Source organism: Streptomyces sp. OZ13 (assembly GCF_052068155.1).
GTDB lineage: Bacteria > Actinomycetota > Actinomycetes > Streptomycetales > Streptomycetaceae > Streptomyces.
The window spans coordinates 143616-164477 of record NZ_JBQHCZ010000016.1; the positions used below are offsets into that span (position 1 = coordinate 143616).

Here is a 20862-nt window from a genome sequence, read left to right on the forward strand (position 1 = left end):
TAGGGGAGGGCCCCGGACACCTGAGGTGTCCGGGGCCCTCCCGTACGTGCGGTCATCTCTGCCCGGCAGACAGCGCGGCCGCGGTCAGGCGACCGGGCGCGGGGCGCGCTGGCAGCGGGGACAGAAGTAGCTGGAGCGGTTCATCCACGGGCGGCGGCGCATCGCGGTGCCGCAGCGTCGGCAGGGCTCGTCCTCGCGGCCGTACGCGTCGAGGGAGCGGTCGAAGTAGCCGGACTCGCCGTTCACGTTCACGTACAGGCTGTCGAAGGTGGTGCCGCCGACGGCGAGGGCCGCGGTCATCACCTCGCGCACATGGCGGAGGAGTTCGACGGAGCGGGGCCGGGTGAGGGTCGCGGTGGGGCGCTCGTAGTGGAGTCTCGCGCGCCACAGGGCCTCGTCGGCGTAGATGTTGCCGACGCCGCTGATCAGGGACTGGTCGAGCAGGGCTCGTTTGACGGTGGTGCGTCGGGCCCGCAGCGCGGTGTGGAACCTCGCGTCGTCGAAGAGCGGGTCGAGCGGGTCGCGGGCGATGTGCGACAGGACGTCGGGCAGGCCGTCCGGCGCGTTCTCGTGGAGGGACAGGCCGCCGAAGGTGCGCTGGTCGACGAAGCGCAGCTCGGTGCCCAGCGCATCAGCGAACCGGATGCGGATGCGCAGATGCTTCTCGTCGTCCGCGTCCTGGGGCTGCACGAGGAGCTGACCGCTCATGCCCAGGTGGCCGAGGATCGAGGTGTCGGTGTCCGCGAGGGGCAGCCACAGGTACTTGCCGCGCCGGCACGCGTCGCCGACGGTCCTGCCGGTGAGCCGTGCGGCGAAGTCCTGCGCGCCGGGCAGGTGTCTGCGGATCGCGCGCGGGTGCAGCACCTGCACGTCGGCGATCGTGCGACCGCTGACCCAGGTCTGCAGACCACGGCGCACGACCTCGACCTCGGGCAGCTCGGGCACGGGTCGCGTCTCCTTCTGCGAGTCACATGGTTGTTGCCCGCAGGGTACCGCCGGGCCGTGGGCCGTTGACGGGCGGGAACAGCGGTGAGGCCCCCCGCCTGTGGCGGGGGGCCTCACCGGAACTGCTGTCGTGCGACGGAGCTCCGCGAATCAGGCCGAAGCCCGGTCCGCGGATGCCTGCTGCTCGTCCGCCGGTACCGGTTCGCCCGCCGGAACCGGTTCGTCCGCCGGTGCCGGTGCATCCGCCGCTGCCGGTTCGGAAGGGGTGTCGGCGTCCCCTTCGTCCGTGGCGGCCCCGCTCTCGGCGGCGGCCTTCGCCGCTGCCAGGCGCCGGTCCGCGTCGGCACGGATCTCCCGCCACGCGGACTCCGCCGCCTGCTGCTCCGCTTCCTTCTTGCTGCGGCCGGTGCCGGTGCCGTACGAGACACCACCGACGCGGGCGGCAGCAGTGAAGGTCTTCTCGTGGTCCGGACCGGTCTCGGTGACCAGGTACTCCGGGACGCCGAGGCCCTCTGCCGCGGTGAGCTCCTGGAGACTGGTCTTCCAGTCCAGGCCCGCACCGAGGTTCGAGGACTTCTCGATGAGCGGGTCGAAGAGCCGGTGAACCAGCTCGGACGCCGCATCGAGGCCCTGGTCGAGATAGACCGCGCCGATCACCGCTTCCAGGGTGTCGGCGAGGATGGATGCCTTGTCCCGGCCCCCCGTGCCCTCTTCGCCACGGCCGAGCCGGATGAAGGAGCCGAGTTCGAGGCCACGCCCGACCTCCGCCAGCGCACGCGAATTGACCACAGCGGCCCGCAGTTTGGCCAGCTGGCCTTCCGGCAGGTCGGGGTGGGTGCGGTACAGCGTGTCGGTGACCACCAGGCCGAGCACGGAGTCCCCGAGGAACTCCAGGCGCTCGTTGGTGGGCAGACCGCCGTTCTCGTACGCGTACGAACGGTGGGTCAGCGCGCGCACCAGAAGGGCGGACTCGAGCTGATACCCGAGCCGCCCTTCCAGAAGCGTGTGGGACGAGGCATTGTCCGTCTTGTTGGACTCAGACATCGCGCCTCTCACCAGCCGCTCAGACCTCGAGGACCTGGCGCTTGTTGTAGGTGCCGCAGCTCGGGCACGCGATGTGCTGCTGCTTCGGCTCCTGGCAACGCTCACACGAAACCAGGGTGGGGACCGCAGCCTTCCACTGCGACCGGCGGTGGCGCGTGTTGCTGCGCGACATCTTCCGCTTCGGAACAGCCACGGCTACTTCTCCTGCTTCTCGTCGACGCCCGCTTCGGCGCCGCCCATGTTGTCCTTCTCGCCGTCCTGAACGGTCTCGGCGAGTCCCTGCAGTGCCGCCCAACGGATGTCGACGGCGTCGTGGTGGTGGTCCGGGTTCTCGTCCAGCCTGACCCCGCACTCGGGGCACAGGCCTTCGCAGGTCTCCCGGCACACCGGCTGCATCGGCAGTGCGAGCACCACCGCATCACGCAGCACGGGCTCGAGGTCGAAAAGACCGTCCTCGAGAAAGAGCCTGTCCTCGTCCTCTTCGTCGTCGGCAGGCTCCGCAGTGCGACTGCGGCCCCTGTCGTCGGCGTCGGGGTACGTGAACATCTCCTGGAAGTCCGCCGCGACCTCTTGGCGCAGCGGCTCCAGACACCTTACGCACTCCCCCTCGGCGGTCGCACGGGTGGTGCCTGTGACAAGCACACCTTCCATGACGGACTCGAGGCGGAGGTCAAGCTCCACGGGCGCGCCTTCCGGCACACCGATGACATCGGCGATGCCGAGGTCCTTGGGAGCGTCCACCGTGCGGGAGAGCCGCTGGAGCGCACCCGGTCGCCGTCCCAGCTCGTGCGTGTCGAACACGAGGGGATTGCGATGGTCGAGGCGCGTGCTCAGGGGACTTCCTGCTTTCGGTTCGTGGGAGGGGCCGTCCCGGTTCGTGGGGCGAAGCGGACAGCCGGGATCGCGATCTACGCGCGACCGAAGAACCAGGGTACTTCAACAGCCGCGATAGACCCAATCCGGGCCCTCAGCGCCCCTGCTCGTACCGGTTCAGCTGTTCCAGGTCGATCATGCTGGTGTCGAAGAGGCTGGTCTCGTCCAGGGCCGTGCCCTGCTGGGGCGGGGTCTGCGGCGGCGGGGGCGGCTGCTCGCCGTAGCCGCCGGCATGGGCGGGGGCGCCCGAGGCGTACGGGTCGGGCTGGGCGTACTGCTGGGCGTAGCCCTGGTCCTGGTAGGCGGCGTAGGGGTCGGGCTGCTGGTAGCCCGCGTACGCCTCCTGCGGCTGGTACGTGTACGGGTCGTGCTGGGCCGGGATCTGCGGCGCGGGCTGCGGCGGGTAGGCGTACGCGTCCTGCTGCTCGCGTTCCGGTGCGGCGGCGGGGGCGGGGGCGGGAACGGGGTCGGCGAGCTCGGCGAGGCCGGCGAGGTAGTCCGCGTCGCTGGTGTGCTGAAGGCCGGCGGCGTCCTGAGCGGCCATGTGCGCGCCGAGATCGTCCGTGGCGATACGTCCGTGCAGCTTCTGACGGCCGCGGCCGACGGCGTCGAGCGTCTTGGAGAGCACGGCCTCGAAGGCGCCGAGCTTGGCGTCGACGTACTGGTCGGCCCGCTGGATGAGGGTCTGCGGGTCGTTGCTGTGCTCCGGCGCGTCCTCGTCGGCGTAGCCGTGCTCGTCGAGTCCGGGTCCCCGGCCGAGGAGCTTCTCGCGGCCGCGGTCGACGGAGCCGATGGTCTTGGTGAGAACGACCTCGAAGTTGGCGAGCTTGGAGTCGACGTAGTCGTCGGCCTCCGCGCGGATCTCCTCGGCCTCGCGGCGGGCCTCGGCGAGGATGCGCTCGGCCTCGTCCTGGGAGCGGCGGGCGACCTGGGTGTCGGAGATCAGCGAACCGCGCTCGGCGTGGGCGGACTCGATGATCCGCTCGGCCTCGCGGCGGGCCTCCTCGACGAGCTGTTCGCGGCCGCCGATGAGCTCCTGGGCCTGGGCCAGGGAGCCGGGCAGAGCCTCGCGCACCTCTTCGAGCATGGCGAGCAGCTCGGCGCGGTTGACCACGCAGGACGCCGACATGGGCATGGAGCGGGCGTTCCCGACCGCCGCGACGATCTCGTCGAGCTTCTTCTGCACGTCCACCGTGGTTCGCCACTCTCTGCTGCGGGTTGGAGACGGACGGGACGACTGTACGGGCAGTCCGTCCCCGCCCGACACCGGGTGACGAGTTGTCAGCTCAGCCCTTTTCCGCGAGCCGGCGCACGAGCGCGCGGTGGACGGTGTCGGGCAGCAGGTGGGAGACGTCGCCGCCCCAGGCGGCGACTTCCTTGACCAGACTGGACGAGAGGAAGCTGTAGGTGGGGTTGGTCGGCACGAACAGCGTCTCCACGCCCGACAGGCCGTTGTTCATCTGGGCCATCTGGAGCTCGTAGTCGAAGTCGCTGACCGCGCGGAGCCCCTTGACGATCGCGGGGATGTCGCGCTCTTTGCAGAAGTCGACGAGGAGACCGTGGTGGGACTCCACCACGACGTTCCCGTACTCGCCGGTGACCTCGCGGATCATCGCGATCCGCTCGTCGACCGTGAAGAGTCCCTGCTTGGACTTGTTGATCATCACCGCGACGTGTACGACGTCGTACAGCTTGGAGGCGCGGGCGATGATGTCCAGATGCCCATTGGTGATGGGGTCGAATGACCCCGGACAGACTGCGCGGCGCAACTGAAGTCCCTCGCTCTCCGGTCCGGTCATGGTGCGTCTTCGCACGTAGCGGCGGCGCGACCGTACCAAAGCGTCCCCTCGCCGTAGCGACGGGCCCGCAGTGGCTGGAAGCCCTTGGGCCAGTTGAATTCTCCGCCTCTGGTGCTGCGCTCCACGGTGACGAGGGCATCGTCCGCGAGCCAGCCCTGTAGGCGGAGTGTGAGCAGAATCTCCCGAAGATCGTCGTCCGTGACGGCGTACGGCGGGTCGAGGAAGACCACGTCGTAGGGGCTCTCCGGCGCCGGACCCGTGACGATCTGTTCCGCTTTGCCGGTACGCACCTCGGCGCCTGGCAGGCCGAGCGCCCGGACGTTCTCCCGGACGACGCGGGCCGCTCGGGCGTCCGCCTCGACCAGCAGGGCGTGGGCCGCGCCGCGGGACAGCGCTTCGAGGCCCACCGCGCCCGACCCGGCGTAGAGGTCGGCCACGCGGATGCCGTCGAGGGTGCCGAGCTGCGACTCCCAGCTGGAGAACAGCCCTTCCCGGGCACGGTCGGAGGTGGGGCGGGTGCCGGTGCCTGGCGGGACGGCGAGGCGGCGTCCGCCGGCAGCGCCGGCGATCACGCGGGTCATGAAGGGCCTCTCTTGAGCGGGCTCACATCCTCAAGTGTCTCAGCCCCGAGTCTCTCAGCCCTTGTCGAGGTACTGCTCGCGCTCCTTGTCCAGCAGGGCGTCCAGAGCGGTGCGCAGTTCGGGCAGCCGCTCGAGGTCCGGGTCGGCGCCGACGATCGCGACGGCCTCCTCGCGGGCGGCGGCGATGACCTCCTCGTCCTCGATGACGGTGAGCATCCGCAGGGAGGAGCGCACCCCGGACTGGGCCTGGCCCAGCACATCGCCCTCGCGGCGCTGCTCGAGGTCGATCCGGGACAGCTCGAAACCGTCGAGCGTCGAGGCGACCGCGGCCAGGCGCTGACGGGCCGGGCTCGCTTCCGGCATCTCGGTGACCAGCAGGCACAGGCCCGGGGCGGAGCCGCGGCCGACCCGGCCGCGCAGCTGGTGGAGCTGGGAGACGCCGAACCTGTCCGCGTCCATGATCACCATGGCGGTGGCGTTGGGGACGTTGACGCCGACCTCGATGACGGTGGTGGCGACCAGGACGTCCACGTCACCGGCGCCGAAGCGGCGCATCACGTCGTCCTTGTCGTCGGGCGGCATCCGCCCGTGCAGGACCTCCACGCGCAACCCGCTCAGCGGCCCCTTGGCGAGCTGGTCGGCGACATCGAGGACGGCGAGCGGCGGGCGCTTCTCCGCCTCGTCCTCAGCCGTCTTCTTCTTCGGCTGTTCGTCGTCGTCGCCGATGCGGGGGCACACCACGTACGCCTGGTGCCCGCCCTCTGCCTCTTCCCGGACCCGCTCCCAGGCCCGCGCCAGGAAGTGCGGCTTGTCGGCTGCGGGGACGACATGGCTGGCGATCGGCGAGCGGCCGGCCGGCAGCTGGTCGAGCACGGACGTCTCGAGGTCGCCGAAGACGGTCATCGCGACCGTACGAGGGATGGGGGTGGCGGTCATGACCAGCAGGTGCGGCGGCTGCTTCCCCTTGGAACGCAGGGCGTCGCGCTGCTCCACGCCGAAGCGGTGCTGCTCGTCGACGACGACGAGGCCAAGGTCGTGGAACTGGACCTTGTCCTCGATCAGGGCATGGGTGCCGATGACGATCCCCGCCTCGCCAGTCACGAGGTCGAGCAGCGCCTGCCGGCGGGCCGCGGCGCCCATGGAACCGGTCAGCAGCACGACCTTGGTGCCCTGCTCGGCGCCTCCGAGCATCCCTCCCTCGGCCAGCTCGCCCATCATCTCGGTGATCGAGCGGTGGTGCTGCTGGGCGAGGACCTCTGTGGGCGCCAGCATCGCGGCCTGTCCGCCCGCGTCGACGACGGCGAGCATGGCCCGCAGCGCGACCATCGTCTTGCCGGAGCCCACTTCTCCTTGAAGGAGGCGGTGCATGGGGTGCTCGGTCGCGAGGTCGTCGAAGATCTCCTTGCTGACCGACTGCTGGCCTTCGGTGAGGGTGAAGGGGAGCTCGGCGTCGAAGGCGTCGAGGAGCCCGCCGGGCACGGGGCGCCGGGCCACCGCGGGGAGCTGGGTGTCGGCGTACCGCCTGCGGGCGAGGGCGACCTGGAGGACGAACGCCTCGTCCCACTTCAGCCGCTCCCTGGCCACCTCGATGTCCGCCTTGGTGCGCGGGCGGTGGATCTTGCGCAGGGCGTCGGGCAGGGTCGCCATGCCCCGCCCCTCGCGCAGCGCGGGCGGCAGCGGGTCCACCGCCTCCGCGGCCCGGTCCAGCACCGCGTCGACCGCCTTGGAGATCTTCCAGGACTCCAGCTGCTTGCAGGCCGGGTAGATCGGGATGAGCTGGTTGGCGAAGGCGTCCACGGCGTCGGCCGCGCTCGCTCCGCCGCTCAGCGGTTCGTACGCGGGGTGGGACAGCTGGAGCTTGCGGTTGAAGACGGACACCTTGCCGGCGAACATCGCCCGGGTGCCCGGCAGCAGGTCCTTGTGCGGTTTGTGGACGCCCTTGCCGAAGAAGACCAGCTGGAGCCGGCCGCTGCCGTCCGTGATGGTCACCTCGAGGCGCCTGCCGCGGCCCTGGTTGAACGTGTGGATCCGCGCGTCGGCGACCTGGGCGACCACGGTGACGTGCTCGTCCAGCGGCAGCTCCGCGAGGGACGTCAGCTCACCGCGCTCCGCGTACCGCCGCGGGTAGTGGTGCAGGAGGTCACCGAGGGTGTGCAGATCGAGATGCTCGGCCATCACCTTGGCGGTGGCGGCACCGAGCGTCTTCTTGAGGGGTTCGTCGAGCGCGGACACGCGATCCATTGCACACCACTGCACCGACAGTCGTCGCACACCTGTTGATAACTCCTGGTCAACGCGGCGCCGCGAGCCCTACGATGGCCCCTCTTCCGCCCCCTTCGCGATCACCGCCGTACGGGATCGCCCGACCCGCGCCGTCGCCCGACCCCCCACCGGCGCAGCGACGATGACATCTGAGACGACACCGTCCGGCGGTACGACGACACCGCACACCTTCCAGGTCGATCTGCGCGGCCTGGTGGACCTTCTCTCCCACCACCTCTATTCCAGCCCGCGGGTCTACCTGCGCGAACTCCTCCAGAACGCCGTGGACGCGATCACCGCCAGGCGCGCCGAGGACCCCGGGGCGCCCGCGCGGGTGCGGCTGTACGCCGCCGGCGGCGGTCTGCGCGTCGAGGACTCGGGCATCGGCCTGACCGAGACGGACCTGCACAGTCTGCTCGCGACGATCGGCCGCAGTTCCAAGCGCGAGGGACTCGAGTCCGCACGGGCCGGGTTCCTCGGTCAGTTCGGCATCGGGCTGCTCGCCTGTTTCGTCGTGGCGGCCGAGATCCGGGTGGTGAGCCGCAGCGCCCGTACGCCGGGGGCGCCGCCCGTGGAGTGGTCGGCCCGCGACGACGGGTCGTACACGGTGCGGACCCTGCCCGACAGTGCCCGGCCGGAGCCCGGCACGACGGTGTACCTCGCCCCCCGGCCCGGTACCGCCGACTGGCTCACCGAGGAGCGGGTGACCGCTCTGGCCCGGGACTTCGGCTCGCTGCTGCCCTACGACGTCCGGGTGGGCGACACCCCGGTGAGCGAACTGCCGGCGCCCTGGGACCGCGCGTACCCCGGTCCGGCGGCGCGGCGGGTGGCTCTCGCGCGCCACTGCCACGACGTGTTCGGCTTCACCCCGCTCGACTCGGTGGACCTCTCGCTGCCGGTCGCCGGTGTCCGCGGGGTCGCGTACGTGCTGCCGTCCGCCGTCAGCCCCGCGCAGCGTTCCGGTCACCGGGTGCATCTGAAGGGCATGCTGCTCACCGACCGGGCCGACGAACTCCTGCCGGACTGGGCCTTCTTCGTGCGGTGCGTCGTCGACACCGACAGCCTGCGCCCGACGGCTTCCCGCGAGTCGCTGTACGCGGACGAGACGCTCGCCGCCGTGCGTGAGGCGCTCGGCGACCGTATCCGGGAGTGGCTGACGGGGCTCGCCGCCGGGGACCCGGAACGGCTGGCGCAGTTCCTCTCCGTCCACCACCTGGGCGTGAAGTCGCTGGCCCGGCACGACAGCGACATGCTGCGGACGATGCTGCCGTGGCTGCCGTTCGAGACGACGGACGGCCGGTTGTCGCTGGAGGAGTTCGCCCAGCGGCACCCCGTGGTGCACTTCGCCCGGACGGTCGAGGAGTACCGGCAGGTCGCACCGATCGCCTCTGCGCAGGGCATCGGCCTGATCAACGGCGGCTACACCTACGACAGCGAACTGGTCGAGCGCCTGCCCGAGGTCCGGCCCGGCACGGTCGTCGCCGAACTCGACGCCGACACGGTCACCGCGCACCTCGACGCGGTCGATCCCGGGGAGGAGCTGACCCTCGCCGGCTTCCTGGCCGCCGCGCGGACCAGGCTGGAGCCGCTGGGCTGCGACGTCGTGCTGCGCGCCTTCCACCCGCTGACCGTGCCGGCGCTCCATCTCGACGACAGGGCCGCACGGCACGAGCAGGCACGCGCGGAGGAAGAAGCCCGGGCCGACGACCTGTGGGCCGGGATCCTCGGCTCGCTGCGCGGCAGCGCGCCCCGCGCGCGGCTCGTGCTCAACCACCTCAACCCGCTGATCCGCAGGATCGGTTCCCTGGACGGGGAACTGGCGGGCACGGCGACCGAAGCGCTGTACGGGCAAGCCCTTCTGATGGCGCAGCGACCGCTGCGGCCGGCCGACTCCGCGCTCCTCAACCGCGCGTTCATGGGCCTGCTGGAGTGGGCCACCCACGACCAGGAGAACGGACGATGACCCTCGACACCCCCATGGACGCCGAAGCGCTGCGCCAGGCGCTGCGCGACAACAACCGCGAGCCGGAGGGGCCCGCCCGCAACGCCCGCGCGGAGCGGCTGTTCGCCGAGATCGAGCAACTCGGCGACACGTCACTCGTCATCGACGGCCTCGACCATCTGATGCAGGTCTACAACTACAGCTCGGAGGCGGACAAGATGTTCGTCCCCTTCGCCCGGCTGCTGCGGATGTGGGACGACCGGCCGGAGGAGTTCGACGGGCAGCAGGTCCACTCCCTGTTCTGGATGTTCAAGTGGGTCTCCAGCGGCATGGTCGACCAGCCGCACATCCCCCTCGCCTCCATCGAGAAGTGGCAGGCGGAGATGGAGCACCGCTACCGGCTCGCGGGCCACTCCGAGCGAGCGGTGCGGCAGGGCGAACTGCGGATCGCGCGGCACGTCGGCGACCTGGAGCGCGCCCAGCGGGCGTACGACGCCTGGCAGGCCGCCGACCGGGACGACAAGAGCGACTGCCATGCCTGCGAGTTGCGGACGCAGGGCTCGTGGCAGGCCCTGCGGGACGACGACGAGGGTGCGCTCGTCACCTGGCGGCCGGTGCTGGACGGCGAGTTCACCTGCGCCCACGAGCCGCACGCCGTGCTCGCCGCCTCCCTGCTGCCCCTGCTGCGGTTGGGGCGCGCCGAGGAGGCCCGCGCCCATCATCTGCGCGGCTACCGGCTGGTGCGCTCGAAGGAGAGCATGCGCAGCGCCGTCGCCCGGCATGTCGAGTTCTGCGCGCTGACCGGCAACGAGGCGCGCGGCCTGGAGATCCTGGCCGAGCGTCCCTCGTACTTCACGGACACCGGAGAGCCGAGCAGCCTGCTCAGCTACCTGGAGGTCACCGCGCTGCTCACCGACCGGCTCACCGCGCTGGGACACGGCGACACGAGCCTGACCGGTCCCGGCGGCCGGCCCTGGACCGTGCGTGAACTCGCCGTCCACGCGCGTACGGAGGCGCGTGCGATCGCCGCCCGTTTCGACGCGCGCAACGGCAACACGTACTTCGGCGAGCAGAGCGCGGAACGCATGGACCGTGCGCCGCTGCTGGACCGGCTGCCGCTCGGTGTGCGTTCGGTACGGCCGGCGCCCGCGCCACGCGAGGCACCGGCCACGGCGTCCGGCGCGGCCGGTTCCGGTTCCGGTTCCGGGGAGGATCTGGCGGGCCTGCTGGCCGAGGCACGCCGGCTCTCCGAGGCCCAGCATCCCCACGCGACGGACGCATGGGCCGCCGCCGCCGAGGCGGCAGGCCGGGAAGGCACCGAACTCGCCGTTCTCGAACGGGCGGAGATCGACGAGCACCGCGCAATGGCACCCTCGACACCGCCGGCCGAGGCGATCGGGCTGTTCACCTCCGCGGCCGGGCTGTACGAAGCGGCCGGCGAGCCCGGTCGCGCGGCCACCGCACTGGCCCGTGCGGCCTACTGCGTCAGCCTCGACGGGCGGCCCGCCGAGGCGCTGGAAGCCGTGCAGGAGCCCTGCGACCGTGCGCTGGCCCTGCACGCGGAAGGCCGGTCCACCGCGCGGCAGACGGGCCGGGCGCTGCTCTGCCGGGCGCGGATACTCAACGACATGATCGGCGGCATGCAGGTCCAGGAAGCCGTGGAGGCGGCCGTCACATCCCTGGAAGAGGCGGCGCACGCGCTCCTCGGCCTCGCGGAGCCGGAGCAGGCGGAGCCCGGGGTCGGCGTCGTCATCGGCGAGGCGCTCGGCTACCTCGGCGACATCACCGCGTTCCGCGGCGACGCGCCCGGGGCGGCCGAGCTGTACACGCGCGCCGCCGACGCGTACGTCCGGGCGGGCCGCCCCTGGTTCGCCGTGGAGCCGGAGAGCCAACTGGCGGGCGTCAGCAGGCACCTCGGCGACCTGGAGACCGCCGAGCGGGCCTCACGGGCCGCGCTGGAACACGCGGCCCCCTTCGCCGGACCGGGCGGGCGGGCCCGCCTGCACCTCCAGCTCGTCGAGACGCTCTCCGACAGCGGCAAGCTCGACGAGGCGGCCGATCACGCGCTCGAAGCGGCGCACTGGGCCGACGAGGCGGGCGAAGGCGCGGGCAACGGCGCGTACGCACGGCACCGGCTCGGCGGATTCCTGCTCCGACTGGGCCGGGCCGACGAGGCGGCGGCCGTGCTGGAGTCCGTACTGCCCGACCTGACCGAACAGGACCACGGCGACGGCATGATCGTGCAGACGCTTTGGTGGCTGGGCGACTGCTGCACGGCACTGGGCGAGCCGCGGGAAGCCGCCGAGCACTGGCTGAAGGCGGCGGACATCGCACGCGGCTGGCCGGAACAACGGGACCACGCGATGCTCGCGAACCTGGCCGGGCAGGCCCTGTTCCGTGCGCAGCTGAACCCGCAGGCGGAACTGGCCTACCAGCGCGCGGGCGACCTGTGGCGCGACCTCGGCGACCTGCACGCACTCGTGCGCACGCTGCGGGTCCGGGCCTGGATCGCCGTACGGGACGGGCAGGCGGGCATCGGCGCGGCGCGTGAGCTGATGGCCGCGGCGGCGACGGAATGCGAGTCGGCGCTCGCCGGGTCGGCGGACGGGGATGCCCGTGCCGCGCTGCGCGCCGAACTGGCGGACACCTACCGCCAGACCGGCGACCTGATCGCGAGCTCCTGCGAGGGCGAGCCCGGGGACGACGACACGGACGGCTCGGCACGGGCCGCGTACGAGGAGGCCGTCGCCCTCGTCCTGCGGGCGGTGGCGGTCTTCGAGGAGGCGGGCGAGCAGTTCACCGACCTGCGCACGGGCGCGCAGCTCATGGCGTCCTGGCTGCACGCCTCGCTCGGTGACGCCTCCGCGGCGGTGGCGCTTGCGCGGGAGGTTCTGGCGACGTACGAGGCCTCGGGGGACGGCCCGGCTGACGAGACCGCGGAGTCGCGGTGCGCGGAGGCGCGGGCGGTGCTGACGGAGGTCGGCGGTGGGTGAGGTGGTGGGGGCGGGTCCGCTGCGCGGGGCGTTTCCCCACCCCTCCCCCTTCGGCCTGGCGGCCGTGGGGGGACCCCCACTTCCCGAAACCGGACTCCGCCCGGACCCGTCACCGCGCTGCGCGCGGTGTTTCGGGGGCTCTGCCCCCGGGCCCCCGCGCCTCAAGCGCCGGCGGGGCTGAAGTGGCCCGGCTGGGCCGAGTGCTGCGCAGCGGCATTTCAGCCCGGCCTGGGGCACCTCCCCCGGCCGCCAGGCCGGGGGAGATCGAGGGCACCGCGCGAAGCGCGGTACGGGGCCCGGGGCGTGTCGCGCAGGCGGCGGAGCCGCACATCGGTACGGCGGGAAGGGGCGGATAGGGGAACGCCGCAGGCGCCACGCACCCGCTCCCTACTCCACCCCGATCAGCAGCGGCGTCGACCGGTCCCCGCCGCCCTCGTACGTGACCGTGTCCACCGCCAAGTAGCCCTCGCGGACATGGGACTCCAGCCTGTCGGACAGTCCCTGCGGCGCCGTGCCGCCCAGGACCAGCGTGACCAGTTCGCCGCCGGAGGAGAGCATGCGGTCCAGCAGGGTCAGCGCCGTCTGCGTGAGGTCCTCGCCGATCACGGCGACGTCGCCGTCGATCAGGCCCAGTACGTCGCCGGCCTGGCACACGCCCGCCGAGGTCCACGACCGGTGTTCCGCCACGGCCAGTTCGGCGTAGCGCGTCGCCCCGGCCGCGGCCGTCATGGCGACGACGTCCTCGTCGAAGCGGCGGTCCGGTGCGTGGACGGCGAGGGCCGCGATGCCCTGGACCGCGGAGCGCGTCGGGATCAGGGCGACGCGGACGCCCGCCGTGCGGGCCTGCTCCGCGGCCGCGGCGGCCGTGTGGCGCAGGGACGTGTCGTTCGGGAGGAGGACGATCTCGCGGGCGTGCGCCCGGCGGATCGCCTCGACGAGTTCGCCGCTGGCCGGCGGTTCTCCCGGCCGGGCCAGGACCGTGGTGGCGCCGGCCCGGTGGTACAGGTCCGCCAGCCCTTCGCCCTGCACCACCGCGACGACCGCCCGCTGGGCCTGTTCCTTCGGGGTGGGGTCGGTCGCGGTGTCGAAGTGCGTGATGCGGATCCGGTAGGGCCGCCCGGCCTCGACACCGGCTTCCACGGCCGCGCCGGCGTCGTCCACATGGACGTGGACGTTCCACAGGCCGTCGCCGCCGACGACGACGAGGGAGTCGCCGAGGCCGTCGAGCCGTGCCCGCAGCCGGGCGACGGACGCGTCGTCCGCCTCGAGGAGGTAGATCACTTCGAAGGCGGGGCCGCTGTCGCAGCACGGCTCGGCGGTCCGGTTCTGCCGGGCCGGCCGTGCGTGAGCCGGCGAGGGGGCCGGTGGGGCCTCGCCGGAGACCGCCTGCACCAGCGCTCCGAGGACGGTCAGCAGCCCCTGTCCGCCGGCGTCCACGACGCCCGCGCGTTCCAGCACGGCCAGCTGCCCGGGTGTGGCGTCCAGGGCCGCCCGCGCGCCCGCGTAGGCGGCCCTCAGGGCGTCGGTGGGGGCGTTCTCCGCGGCGTCCGCCGCGGCCCCGGCGACGCTGAGGATCGTTCCTTCGACCGGGTGCGCCACCGCCTCACGCGCCAGTTCCGCGGCCCGACGCAGTGCCCCGGCCAAGTGATCTCCGTCACCGAGCCGTTCGGCCATGCCGCGCAGGAGCTGGGCGAGGATCGTGCCCGAGTTGCCGCGGGCTCCGATGAGGGCGCCGTGGGCCATGGCCCGGACCACGTCGGCGAGGGCCGGAGAGGTGTGGCCCGTCTCGTGAGCGGCGAACACGGCCTCCACGGCCTGTGCGGCGGACTCCACGGTCAGGTAGAGGTTCGTACCGGTGTCCCCGTCGGCGACGGGGTACACGTTGATCGCGTCGATCTCCTCGCGCTCCCGGCCCAGGGCCTCCAGCGCCAGGGAGCACCAGTCGCGTACGGCCGAGGCGTCGAGACTCTGCGGCACCTGGTGATCCTCCTTGAGCGGCCGGGCAGATCCTGGTGGCCGGCGGGGCCTCGGGCTGCGGGTCGTCCCGCAGCGTAGACCCCGGCCGCCGCGGGTGAGCAGGTCGGGGGAGGCGGCAGCATGCTAGTTTCGTCTCTCGGAAGCAGTGGATGTATGCTGCTCCAGTTGCCCGATGAGAGTCGGGCCATTCCCCCGGCAAGCCACTTCAGATCTACTGATTCCGGCGCGCCGGATTCACCGTAAGTGCATCTGAAGTCTTTGGAGTGACCCGTGGCTGCCAACTGCGACGTCTGCGGCAAGGGGCCGGGCTTCGGCAACAACATTTCGCACTCGCACCGCCGTACGTCCCGTCGCTGGAACCCGAACATCCAGCGTGTGCGTGCAGTGGTCGGTCGGACGCCGAAGCGGCTCAACGTCTGCACCTCGTGCATCAAGGCCGGCAAGGTCTCGCGCTAAGTGATGCTCCCCGCGTCAGCGGGGATGATCCCGCCGACGTCTCGTCGTAGCGCAGCCCTCCGGTTGCCTTGAAAAGCCGGTCCACCTCGGTGGACCGGCTTTTTGCCGTGCTCCGGGACGGGCCGGGCCCTCCGGGCGACTTCCCGGGGGGCGGGCGCTCTAGCGGAAGCGCCAGCCGTGGTCCACGGGACCGATTCCCGCCCCCAGCGCGAATCCCGCGGCGATCGCCCCGGTGACGTACTCCTTGGCCGCGTGGACGGCCTCCGGGACGGTCATGCCCTGTGCCAGACCCGAGGCCACCGCGGAAGCGAGCGTGCAGCCCGTGCCGTGGGTGTGGCGGTTGTCGTGGCGGGATGCGCGAAGCCAGTGTTCCTCGCCGCCGTCCGTGAGCAGGTCCACGGCGTCACCGGCCAGGTGCCCGCCCTTGATCAGCGCCCACCGGGGCCCGAATCCGAGGACGGCGTCCGCCGCCCGGCGCATGCCGGCCTCGTCGCGGACCTCGATGCCGGTCAGCTGGGCCACCTCGTCCAGGTTGGGCGTGGCCACGGTCGCGGCCGGCAGCAGCTTCGTCCGCACCGAGTCGAGCGCGGAGGCGGCCAGCAGCGGGTCACCGTGCTTGGAGACGCCCACCGGGTCGACGACCACGGGCGCGTCCGTGCCGGCCAGCAGCTCCGCCACGGTCTCGACCAGCTCGGCGGAGGACAGCATCCCGGTCTTCACGGCCTGTACGCCGATGTCGTCGACGACGCTCCGGTACTGGGCACGCACCGCCTCGACGGGCAGCTCCCACGCACCCTGGACGCCCAGCGAGTTCTGGGCGGTGATCGCGGTCAGCACGCTCATGCCGTGCACACCGAGGGCCAGCATGGTCTTGAGATCGGCCTGGATGCCCGCACCGCCGCCGGAGTCGGACCCGGCGACGGTGAGCACGCGAGGGGGTATGTCCATACCCGGAAATCTACTTGCCGTCCTCGATGCCCCCGAAGTGGTCCCAGCCGCCCTTGCTCGTCCACGGTGCCCCGTCGACGGTCACCTGGGGCAGCGCCGACGGGTTGAGCACCTCGCCGATGACCTTCCAGCGGGCGGGCAGCTTCACGTCCGGCGGGAAGGTGGCGACGATCGCGTGGTCCTCTCCCCCGGTCAGCACCCACTGCAGCGGGTCGACGCCGACGGCCTGGCCGATGTCGCTCATCTGCGAGGGGATGTCGATGAGACCCGACCGCAGATCGATCCGGACCTTGCTCGCCTCCGCGATGTGCCCGAGGTCGGCGACCAGTCCGTCGCTGATGTCGCACATCGCGGTGGCGCCGAGCCCGGCGGCCGCGGGGCCCGCGTGGTACGGCGGCTCCGGTCTGCGGTGCGCCTCGACGAAGGCCCGCGGGGAGCGGAAACCCCGCGACAGGACGGCGTGCCCGGCCGCGGACCAGCCCAACCAGCCGGTGTAGGCGACGACATCGCCGGACTGCGCGCCCGCGCGGGTCACCGGTTCGTGGTTGCGCAGATCACCGAGTGCCGTGATCGCGATGGTGATGGTCTCGCCGCGGACGACATCACCGCCGACGACGGCCGCGCCGGCGACCTGGCACTCGTCGCGGATGCCGTCCATGAGCTCGGTGGCCCAGGTGACGGGAAGTTCGGCAGGGACGACCAGCCCGAGGAGCAGTGCGGTCGGCACGGCGCCCATGGCGGCGATGTCGGCCAGGTTCTGCGCGGCGGCCTTGCGTCCCACGTCGTAGGCGGTGGACCAGTCGCGGCGGAAGTGCCGCCCCTCGAGCAGGATGTCCGTACTGGCCACGACCCGTCGGTCGGGTGCGGCCACGACCGCGGCGTCGTCGCCGGGCCCGAGCCGCACCGCGGGGGTGGTGGTGAGCTTGGCGGTGAGTTCCTTGATGAGACCGAACTCCCCCAACTCGCCCACAGTTCCCTTCACCGAGTCACCTCTCCTTGTCGTGGACGCCGCGCGTGATTGCTGCGGTCGCGAGCTGCCACTGCTGTCGGTACCGTCAAGAGATACGTCAACTTCTGTTCGCCGTACGCCACGCTGCGGGCGCCGTCCGCCGCGAGGGTCTCCCCGTGGCCCGCGACGACGCGATACCGTGGCGACCCCTCTCCCTGGGATCTCCCCACCGACGGTAGGGGACATGATCCTCGTGCCGCCCTGGAGGCTCCGTGGTACAGGCGTACATCCTCATTCAGACCGAGGTGGGCAAGGCGTCGACCGTCGCCGAGACCATCGGAAAGATTCCCGGTGTGATCCAGGCCGAGGATGTGACCGGCCCGTACGACGTGATCGTGCGCGCGCAGGCCGACACCGTCGACGACCTGGGTCGCATGGTGGTCGCCAAGGTCCAGCAAGTGGACGGCATCACCCGCACCCTGACCTGCCCGGTCGTGCACATCTAGCCCCCGTCTACCCTTGGCCGGTGACGTCTTTCGGCCGCCGGTCCCTGATCCTGTCCACAGCCGCCGTGCTGGTGGCCGCCGCGGGCTGCTCCTCCACCGACGCGTCGGCATCGATCACGGTTCCCAGCCCCCCGGCCGAGGAAGCGGCCCTGTGCCGTGCGCTGGACGGGGAGCTGCCGGACTCGGTCGACGGGCACGACCGCGACGACCCCGAGCCGTCGTCCGAACTCACCGCCGGCTGGGGCGATGCCGCGATCGTACTGCGCTGCGGTGTGGCCCGGCCGGTGGGGATGAGTGATCCGCAGGGCCAGGGCGTCGAGGTGGACGGCGTCAACTGGCTGCTGGAGGAGCGGGACGACGGTCCCCGCTTCACCACCACGTACCGCGAGACGTATGTGGAGGTCACGCTCGGCAGCCGGTACATGCACGACATCGGCCCACTCACGGAGCTGGCCGGGCCCGTCAAGAAGACGGTCCCGGCCACGCTTTGACCTGCGGGTCCTACCGAAGCCCCGTCGAGCGGGTCAGGGCGGCCTGGATCAGCCGGTCAACCAGTTCGGTGTAGGCGACGCCGCTCTCCTGCCACATCCGCGGGTACATGGAGATCGGCGTGAAGCCCGGCATGGTGTTGATCTCGTTGATGACGAACTCGCCGTCCTCCGTGAGGAAGAAGTCCGCGCGGACCAGGCCCTCGCACGACGCCGCGTCGAACGCCGCGACCGCCAGCCGCTGCACCTCGGCGGTCTGCTCGTCGGTGAGCGGGGCGGGGACCAGACCGGCCGCCGAATCGATGTACTTGGCCTCGAAGTCGTAGAAGTCGTGGGCCGTCACCGGCGGGATCTCGGCCGGGACGCTGGCGCGCGGGCCGTCCTCGAACTCGAGCACGCCGCACTCGATCTCCCGGCCGCGCAGCAGCGACTCCACGAGGATCTTGGGGTCGTGGCGCTGCGCCTCGGCGATCGCGTCGTCCAGGCCCGCGAGCCCGTCGACCTTGGTGATTCCCATCGAGGAGCCGCCGCGGGCGGGCTTGATGAACAGCGGCCAGCCGTGCTCGCCCGCGAAGTCCACGATCTTCTTACGGGCGGCCGCCGGGTCGTTCGCCCACTCGCGCGGCCGGATCACCTCGTAAGGGCCGACGGGCAGGCCGAAGGAGACGAAGACCCGCTTCATGTACTCCTTGTCCTGGCCGACGGCCGAGGCGAGCACCCCGGAGCCGACGTACGGGACGCCGGAGAGTTCGAGCAGGCCCTGGAGCGTGCCGTCCTCGCCGTACGGGCCGTGCAGCATCGGGAAGACGACGTCGACCTCGCCGAGCGCCTTGGGCACGGAGCCGGGCTCGCTGTAGACGACCTCACGGCTGCCGGGGTCGACGGAGAGCACCACGCCGCCCTCGTCGGACTCGGCCAGCTCCTCGACGTTCGGCGTCCTGCGGTCGGTGATCGCCATCCGGTCCGGCTCGTCGGCGGTGAGCGCCCACCGGCCGTCGGCGGTGATGCCGATCGGCAGGACGTCGTACTTGGTGCGGTCGATGGCCCGCAGCACCGCGCCCGCGGTGACCACGGAGATCCCGTGTTCGGAGCTGCGGCCGCCGAAGACGACGGCTACGCGCGGCTTGCGGAGCTGCTGCTCGGGGCTCTGGGGGAGGTTCTCGGTGCTCATATCGCGATGAGACTACCCGCTGGTTCGAACGACGTCAGCGTCGCTCGGGCTTGGCGGCGCGGGACATCAACTCCTTGAGAGCAACGACCGGCGGCTTCCCCTCGTGGACGATGCCGACGACCGTTTCCGTGATCGGCATGTCCACTCCGTGCCGGCGGGCCAGGTCCAGCACCGACTCGCAGGACTTGACACCCTCCGCGGTCTGTTTGGTGACCGCGATGGTCTCCTGGAGCGTCATCCCGCGGCCCAGGTTGGTGCCGAAGGTGTGGTTGCGGGACAGCGGCGACGAGCAGGTCGCCACCAGGTCGCCGAGGCCCGCGAGACCGGAGAACGTCAGCGGGTCGGCGCCCATGGCGAGGCCCAGCCGTGTGGTCTCCGCGAGACCGCGGGTGATCAGGGAGCCCTTGGCGTTGTCGCCGAGTCCCATGCCGTCGGCGATGCCGACGGCGAGGCCGATGACGTTCTTGACCGCGCCGCCCAGTTCGCAGCCCACCACGTCGGTGTTGGTGTACGGGCGGAAGTAGGGGGTGTGGCAGGCCGCCTGAAGACGCTGCGCGACTGCCTCGTCACGGCAGGCGACCACGGCGGCGGCGGGCCGGCGCTGGGCGATCTCCTTGGCGAGGTTGGGACCGGTGACCACGGCGACGCGGTCGGCCGGCACGTGCGCGACCTCCTCGACGACCTCGCTCATCCGCTTGGCGGTGCCGAGTTCGACGCCCTTCATCAGGGAGACGAGCACGGTGTCGGCGGGCAGTTTCGGTACCCACGCGGCGAGATTGCCGCGCAGGGTCTGGGACGGGACGGCGAGGACGGTGAAGTCGGCCTCGTGCAGCGCCTCCGCCGGGTCCGTGGTGGCCCGCAGCTTCTCAGGAAGCTCGATCCCCGGCAGGTAGTCGGGGTTGGTGCGGGTGGTGTTGACGGCGTCGACGAGGTTCGCGCGGCGTCCCCACAGGGTCACCTCGCAGCCGGCGTCGGCCAGCACCATGCCGAACGCCGTGCCCCACGAGCCCGTTCCGAAGACGGCGGCCTTGACCGGCTTTGTCACTTCGCTTCCTCCCCGGCGGCCTTGCGGCGCTGCTCCGCGCGGACTTCGCGCAGATCGAACGGCTTCTCCGGCGCCTTCTCGCCGCGCAGCTCCTCGAGCTGCTCCGTGACGGCGGCCATGATGGCCTCGGTCGCGGCCCTGAGGACTTCCGGTGTGGGATCCAGGTCGTAGAAGCGCGAGAGGTCGACCGGCGGGCCGGCCTGCACCTGGAGCGTCTTGCGCGGGAAGAGCCGGACCTTGCCCTCCTTGGCGTACGGCGGCATCGCCAAGTTGGCGCCCCACTGGGCGACCGGGATGACCGGCGCCTTCGTCTGCAGGGCGGCCCGCGCCACACCCGTCTTGGCGGTCATCGGCCACATCATGGGGTCTCGGGTGAGCGTGCCCTCCGGGTAGAAGGCGACGCACTCGCCGCGCTCGACGGCGTCGACAGCGGCACGGAAGGCACCGACGGCGTCGGAGGACTCGCGGTAGACGGGAATCTGCCGGGTGCCCCGCAGCAGGACCCCGACGACGGGCGTCTTGAACAGCGCGGCCTTGGCCAGGAACCGCGGGACCCGTCCGGTGTTGTACTGGAAGTGCCCGTACGAGAACATGTCGAGGTACGAGTTGTGGTTGATGGCAGTGATGAATCCGCCCTCGACCGGAATGTGTTCCGTTCCCCGCCAGTCCCGCTTGAACAGAAGCAACAGCGGCGGCTTTGCGATGACCGCGGCCAGGCGGTACCAGAAGCCGATTCTACGGCGGGACACTCGGACACCTTCCTCTTACGACCGGGCTATTGCCTGGCTGCTGGGGGTCAAGTGTCGCCCCAGGCCTCTGGTCTGTCGAGAACACGGTACGCCCCGACCGCGCCCCCTCCCCTCGGGGCCTTGTGAGATCCGGG

19 protein-coding genes are annotated in these 20862 nt (G+C 71.8%); 5 read left to right on the plus strand and 14 right to left on the minus strand.

The genetic code is table 11. The annotated features are described in order from the left end of the window. Positions 1-84 precede the first annotated feature (84 nt). The 8 genes from mutM to recG all read right to left on the minus strand — a co-directional run bounded on the left by mutM (position 85) and on the right by recG (position 7483). The gene (gene mutM, locus ACTMTU_RS29145) at positions 85-945 is read right to left on the minus strand and encodes a bifunctional DNA-formamidopyrimidine glycosylase/DNA-(apurinic or apyrimidinic site) lyase (protein WP_441266430.1); all 861 of its coding nucleotides are present in this window, start codon (positions 943-945) and stop codon (positions 85-87) included. Positions 946-1095: 150 nt separating this feature from the next. After that, the gene (rnc, locus tag ACTMTU_RS29150) at positions 1096-1989 is read right to left on the minus strand and encodes a ribonuclease III (RefSeq protein ID WP_441266431.1); all 894 of its coding nucleotides are present in this window, start codon (positions 1987-1989) and stop codon (positions 1096-1098) included. A gap of 19 nt (positions 1990-2008) precedes the next feature. After that, entirely contained in the window at positions 2009-2182 is a 174-nt protein-coding gene (gene rpmF, locus ACTMTU_RS29155) for a 50S ribosomal protein L32 (protein WP_026165248.1), read from the minus strand. 2 nt (positions 2183-2184) lie between these two features. Beyond that, positions 2185-2790, minus strand: coding sequence for a YceD family protein (locus ACTMTU_RS29160; RefSeq protein ID WP_441266432.1), 606 nt, complete (start codon positions 2788-2790; stop codon positions 2185-2187). A gap of 166 nt (positions 2791-2956) precedes the next feature. Further along, on the minus strand, positions 2957-4054 hold the full coding sequence (locus ACTMTU_RS29165) for an ATP synthase F0 subunit B (protein ID WP_441266433.1): 1098 nt from the start codon (positions 4052-4054) through the stop codon (positions 2957-2959). A 94-nt stretch (positions 4055-4148) separates the two neighbouring features. Continuing rightward, positions 4149-4631, minus strand: coding sequence for a pantetheine-phosphate adenylyltransferase (coaD, locus tag ACTMTU_RS29170; protein WP_053556892.1), 483 nt, complete (start codon positions 4629-4631; stop codon positions 4149-4151). 26 nt (positions 4632-4657) lie between these two features. Next, a complete protein-coding gene (gene rsmD, locus ACTMTU_RS29175) occupies positions 4658-5242 on the minus strand; it encodes a 16S rRNA (guanine(966)-N(2))-methyltransferase RsmD (RefSeq protein WP_441266434.1) in 585 nt (194 codons plus the stop codon). A 54-nt stretch (positions 5243-5296) separates the two neighbouring features. Next, the gene (gene recG / locus ACTMTU_RS29180) at positions 5297-7483 is read right to left on the minus strand and encodes an ATP-dependent DNA helicase RecG (protein WP_441266435.1); all 2187 of its coding nucleotides are present in this window, start codon (positions 7481-7483) and stop codon (positions 5297-5299) included. Positions 7484-7646: 163 nt separating this feature from the next. Here recG and ACTMTU_RS29185 point away from each other — a divergent pair, with 163 nt between their 5' ends. After that, positions 7647-9467, plus strand: a complete 1821-nt coding sequence (locus ACTMTU_RS29185) for an HSP90 family protein (protein WP_441266436.1) — start codon at positions 7647-7649, stop codon at positions 9465-9467. Continuing rightward, positions 9464-12439, plus strand: coding sequence for a tetratricopeptide repeat protein (locus tag ACTMTU_RS29190; RefSeq protein ID WP_441266437.1), 2976 nt, complete (start codon positions 9464-9466; stop codon positions 12437-12439). The genes ACTMTU_RS29185 and ACTMTU_RS29190 overlap by 4 nt, the downstream gene beginning before the upstream one ends. 387 nt (positions 12440-12826) lie before the next feature. Here the strand turns inward: ACTMTU_RS29190 and ACTMTU_RS29195 are convergent, their stop codons facing one another. Beyond that, positions 12827-14416, minus strand: a complete 1590-nt coding sequence (locus ACTMTU_RS29195; RefSeq protein WP_441266438.1) for a DAK2 domain-containing protein — start codon at positions 14414-14416, stop codon at positions 12827-12829. 270 nt (positions 14417-14686) lie between these two features. Between ACTMTU_RS29195 and rpmB the strand changes: the two genes are divergently transcribed. Further along, on the plus strand, positions 14687-14872 hold the full coding sequence (rpmB, locus tag ACTMTU_RS29200) for a 50S ribosomal protein L28 (RefSeq protein WP_003957616.1): 186 nt from the start codon (positions 14687-14689) through the stop codon (positions 14870-14872). A 159-nt stretch (positions 14873-15031) separates the two neighbouring features. On the opposite strand, the gene thiD is transcribed toward rpmB, so the two are convergent. Beyond that, positions 15032-15820 carry a bifunctional hydroxymethylpyrimidine kinase/phosphomethylpyrimidine kinase gene (thiD, locus tag ACTMTU_RS29205; RefSeq protein WP_441266439.1) on the minus strand — a complete coding sequence of 263 codons (789 nt, stop codon included), beginning with the start codon at positions 15818-15820 and terminating at the stop codon, positions 15032-15034. Positions 15821-15830: 10 nt separating this feature from the next. Further along, the gene (locus ACTMTU_RS29210; RefSeq protein WP_441266440.1) at positions 15831-16802 is read right to left on the minus strand and encodes a thiamine-phosphate kinase; all 972 of its coding nucleotides are present in this window, start codon (positions 16800-16802) and stop codon (positions 15831-15833) included. 239 nt (positions 16803-17041) lie between these two features. Between ACTMTU_RS29210 and ACTMTU_RS29215 the strand changes: the two genes are divergently transcribed. Further along, positions 17042-17275 (plus strand): Lrp/AsnC family transcriptional regulator, encoded by a 234-nt coding sequence (locus ACTMTU_RS29215; RefSeq protein WP_159686611.1) that lies wholly within the window; start codon positions 17042-17044, stop codon positions 17273-17275. Between the two features lie 20 nt (positions 17276-17295). Further along, positions 17296-17766: a DUF3515 domain-containing protein gene (locus tag ACTMTU_RS29220; protein ID WP_441266441.1), complete on the plus strand. Its 471-nt coding sequence runs from the start codon at positions 17296-17298 to the stop codon at positions 17764-17766. A 10-nt stretch (positions 17767-17776) separates the two neighbouring features. Here ACTMTU_RS29220 and ACTMTU_RS29225 read toward each other — a convergent pair whose 3' ends face one another. From ACTMTU_RS29225 to ACTMTU_RS29235, 3 genes are read right to left on the minus strand one after another with little or no spacing between them, the layout of a single operon-like run. Further along, positions 17777-18934 (minus strand): D-alanine--D-alanine ligase family protein, encoded by a 1158-nt coding sequence (locus ACTMTU_RS29225; protein ID WP_441266442.1) that lies wholly within the window; start codon positions 18932-18934, stop codon positions 17777-17779. Between the two features lie 34 nt (positions 18935-18968). Further along, positions 18969-19979, minus strand: coding sequence for an NAD(P)H-dependent glycerol-3-phosphate dehydrogenase (locus ACTMTU_RS29230; RefSeq protein WP_307708487.1), 1011 nt, complete (start codon positions 19977-19979; stop codon positions 18969-18971). Further along, a complete protein-coding gene (locus tag ACTMTU_RS29235) occupies positions 19976-20728 on the minus strand; it encodes a lysophospholipid acyltransferase family protein (RefSeq protein ID WP_441266443.1) in 753 nt (250 codons plus the stop codon). Before ACTMTU_RS29235 ends, ACTMTU_RS29230 begins: the two co-directional genes overlap by 4 nt. Between the last annotated feature and the right edge of the window lie 134 nt (positions 20729-20862).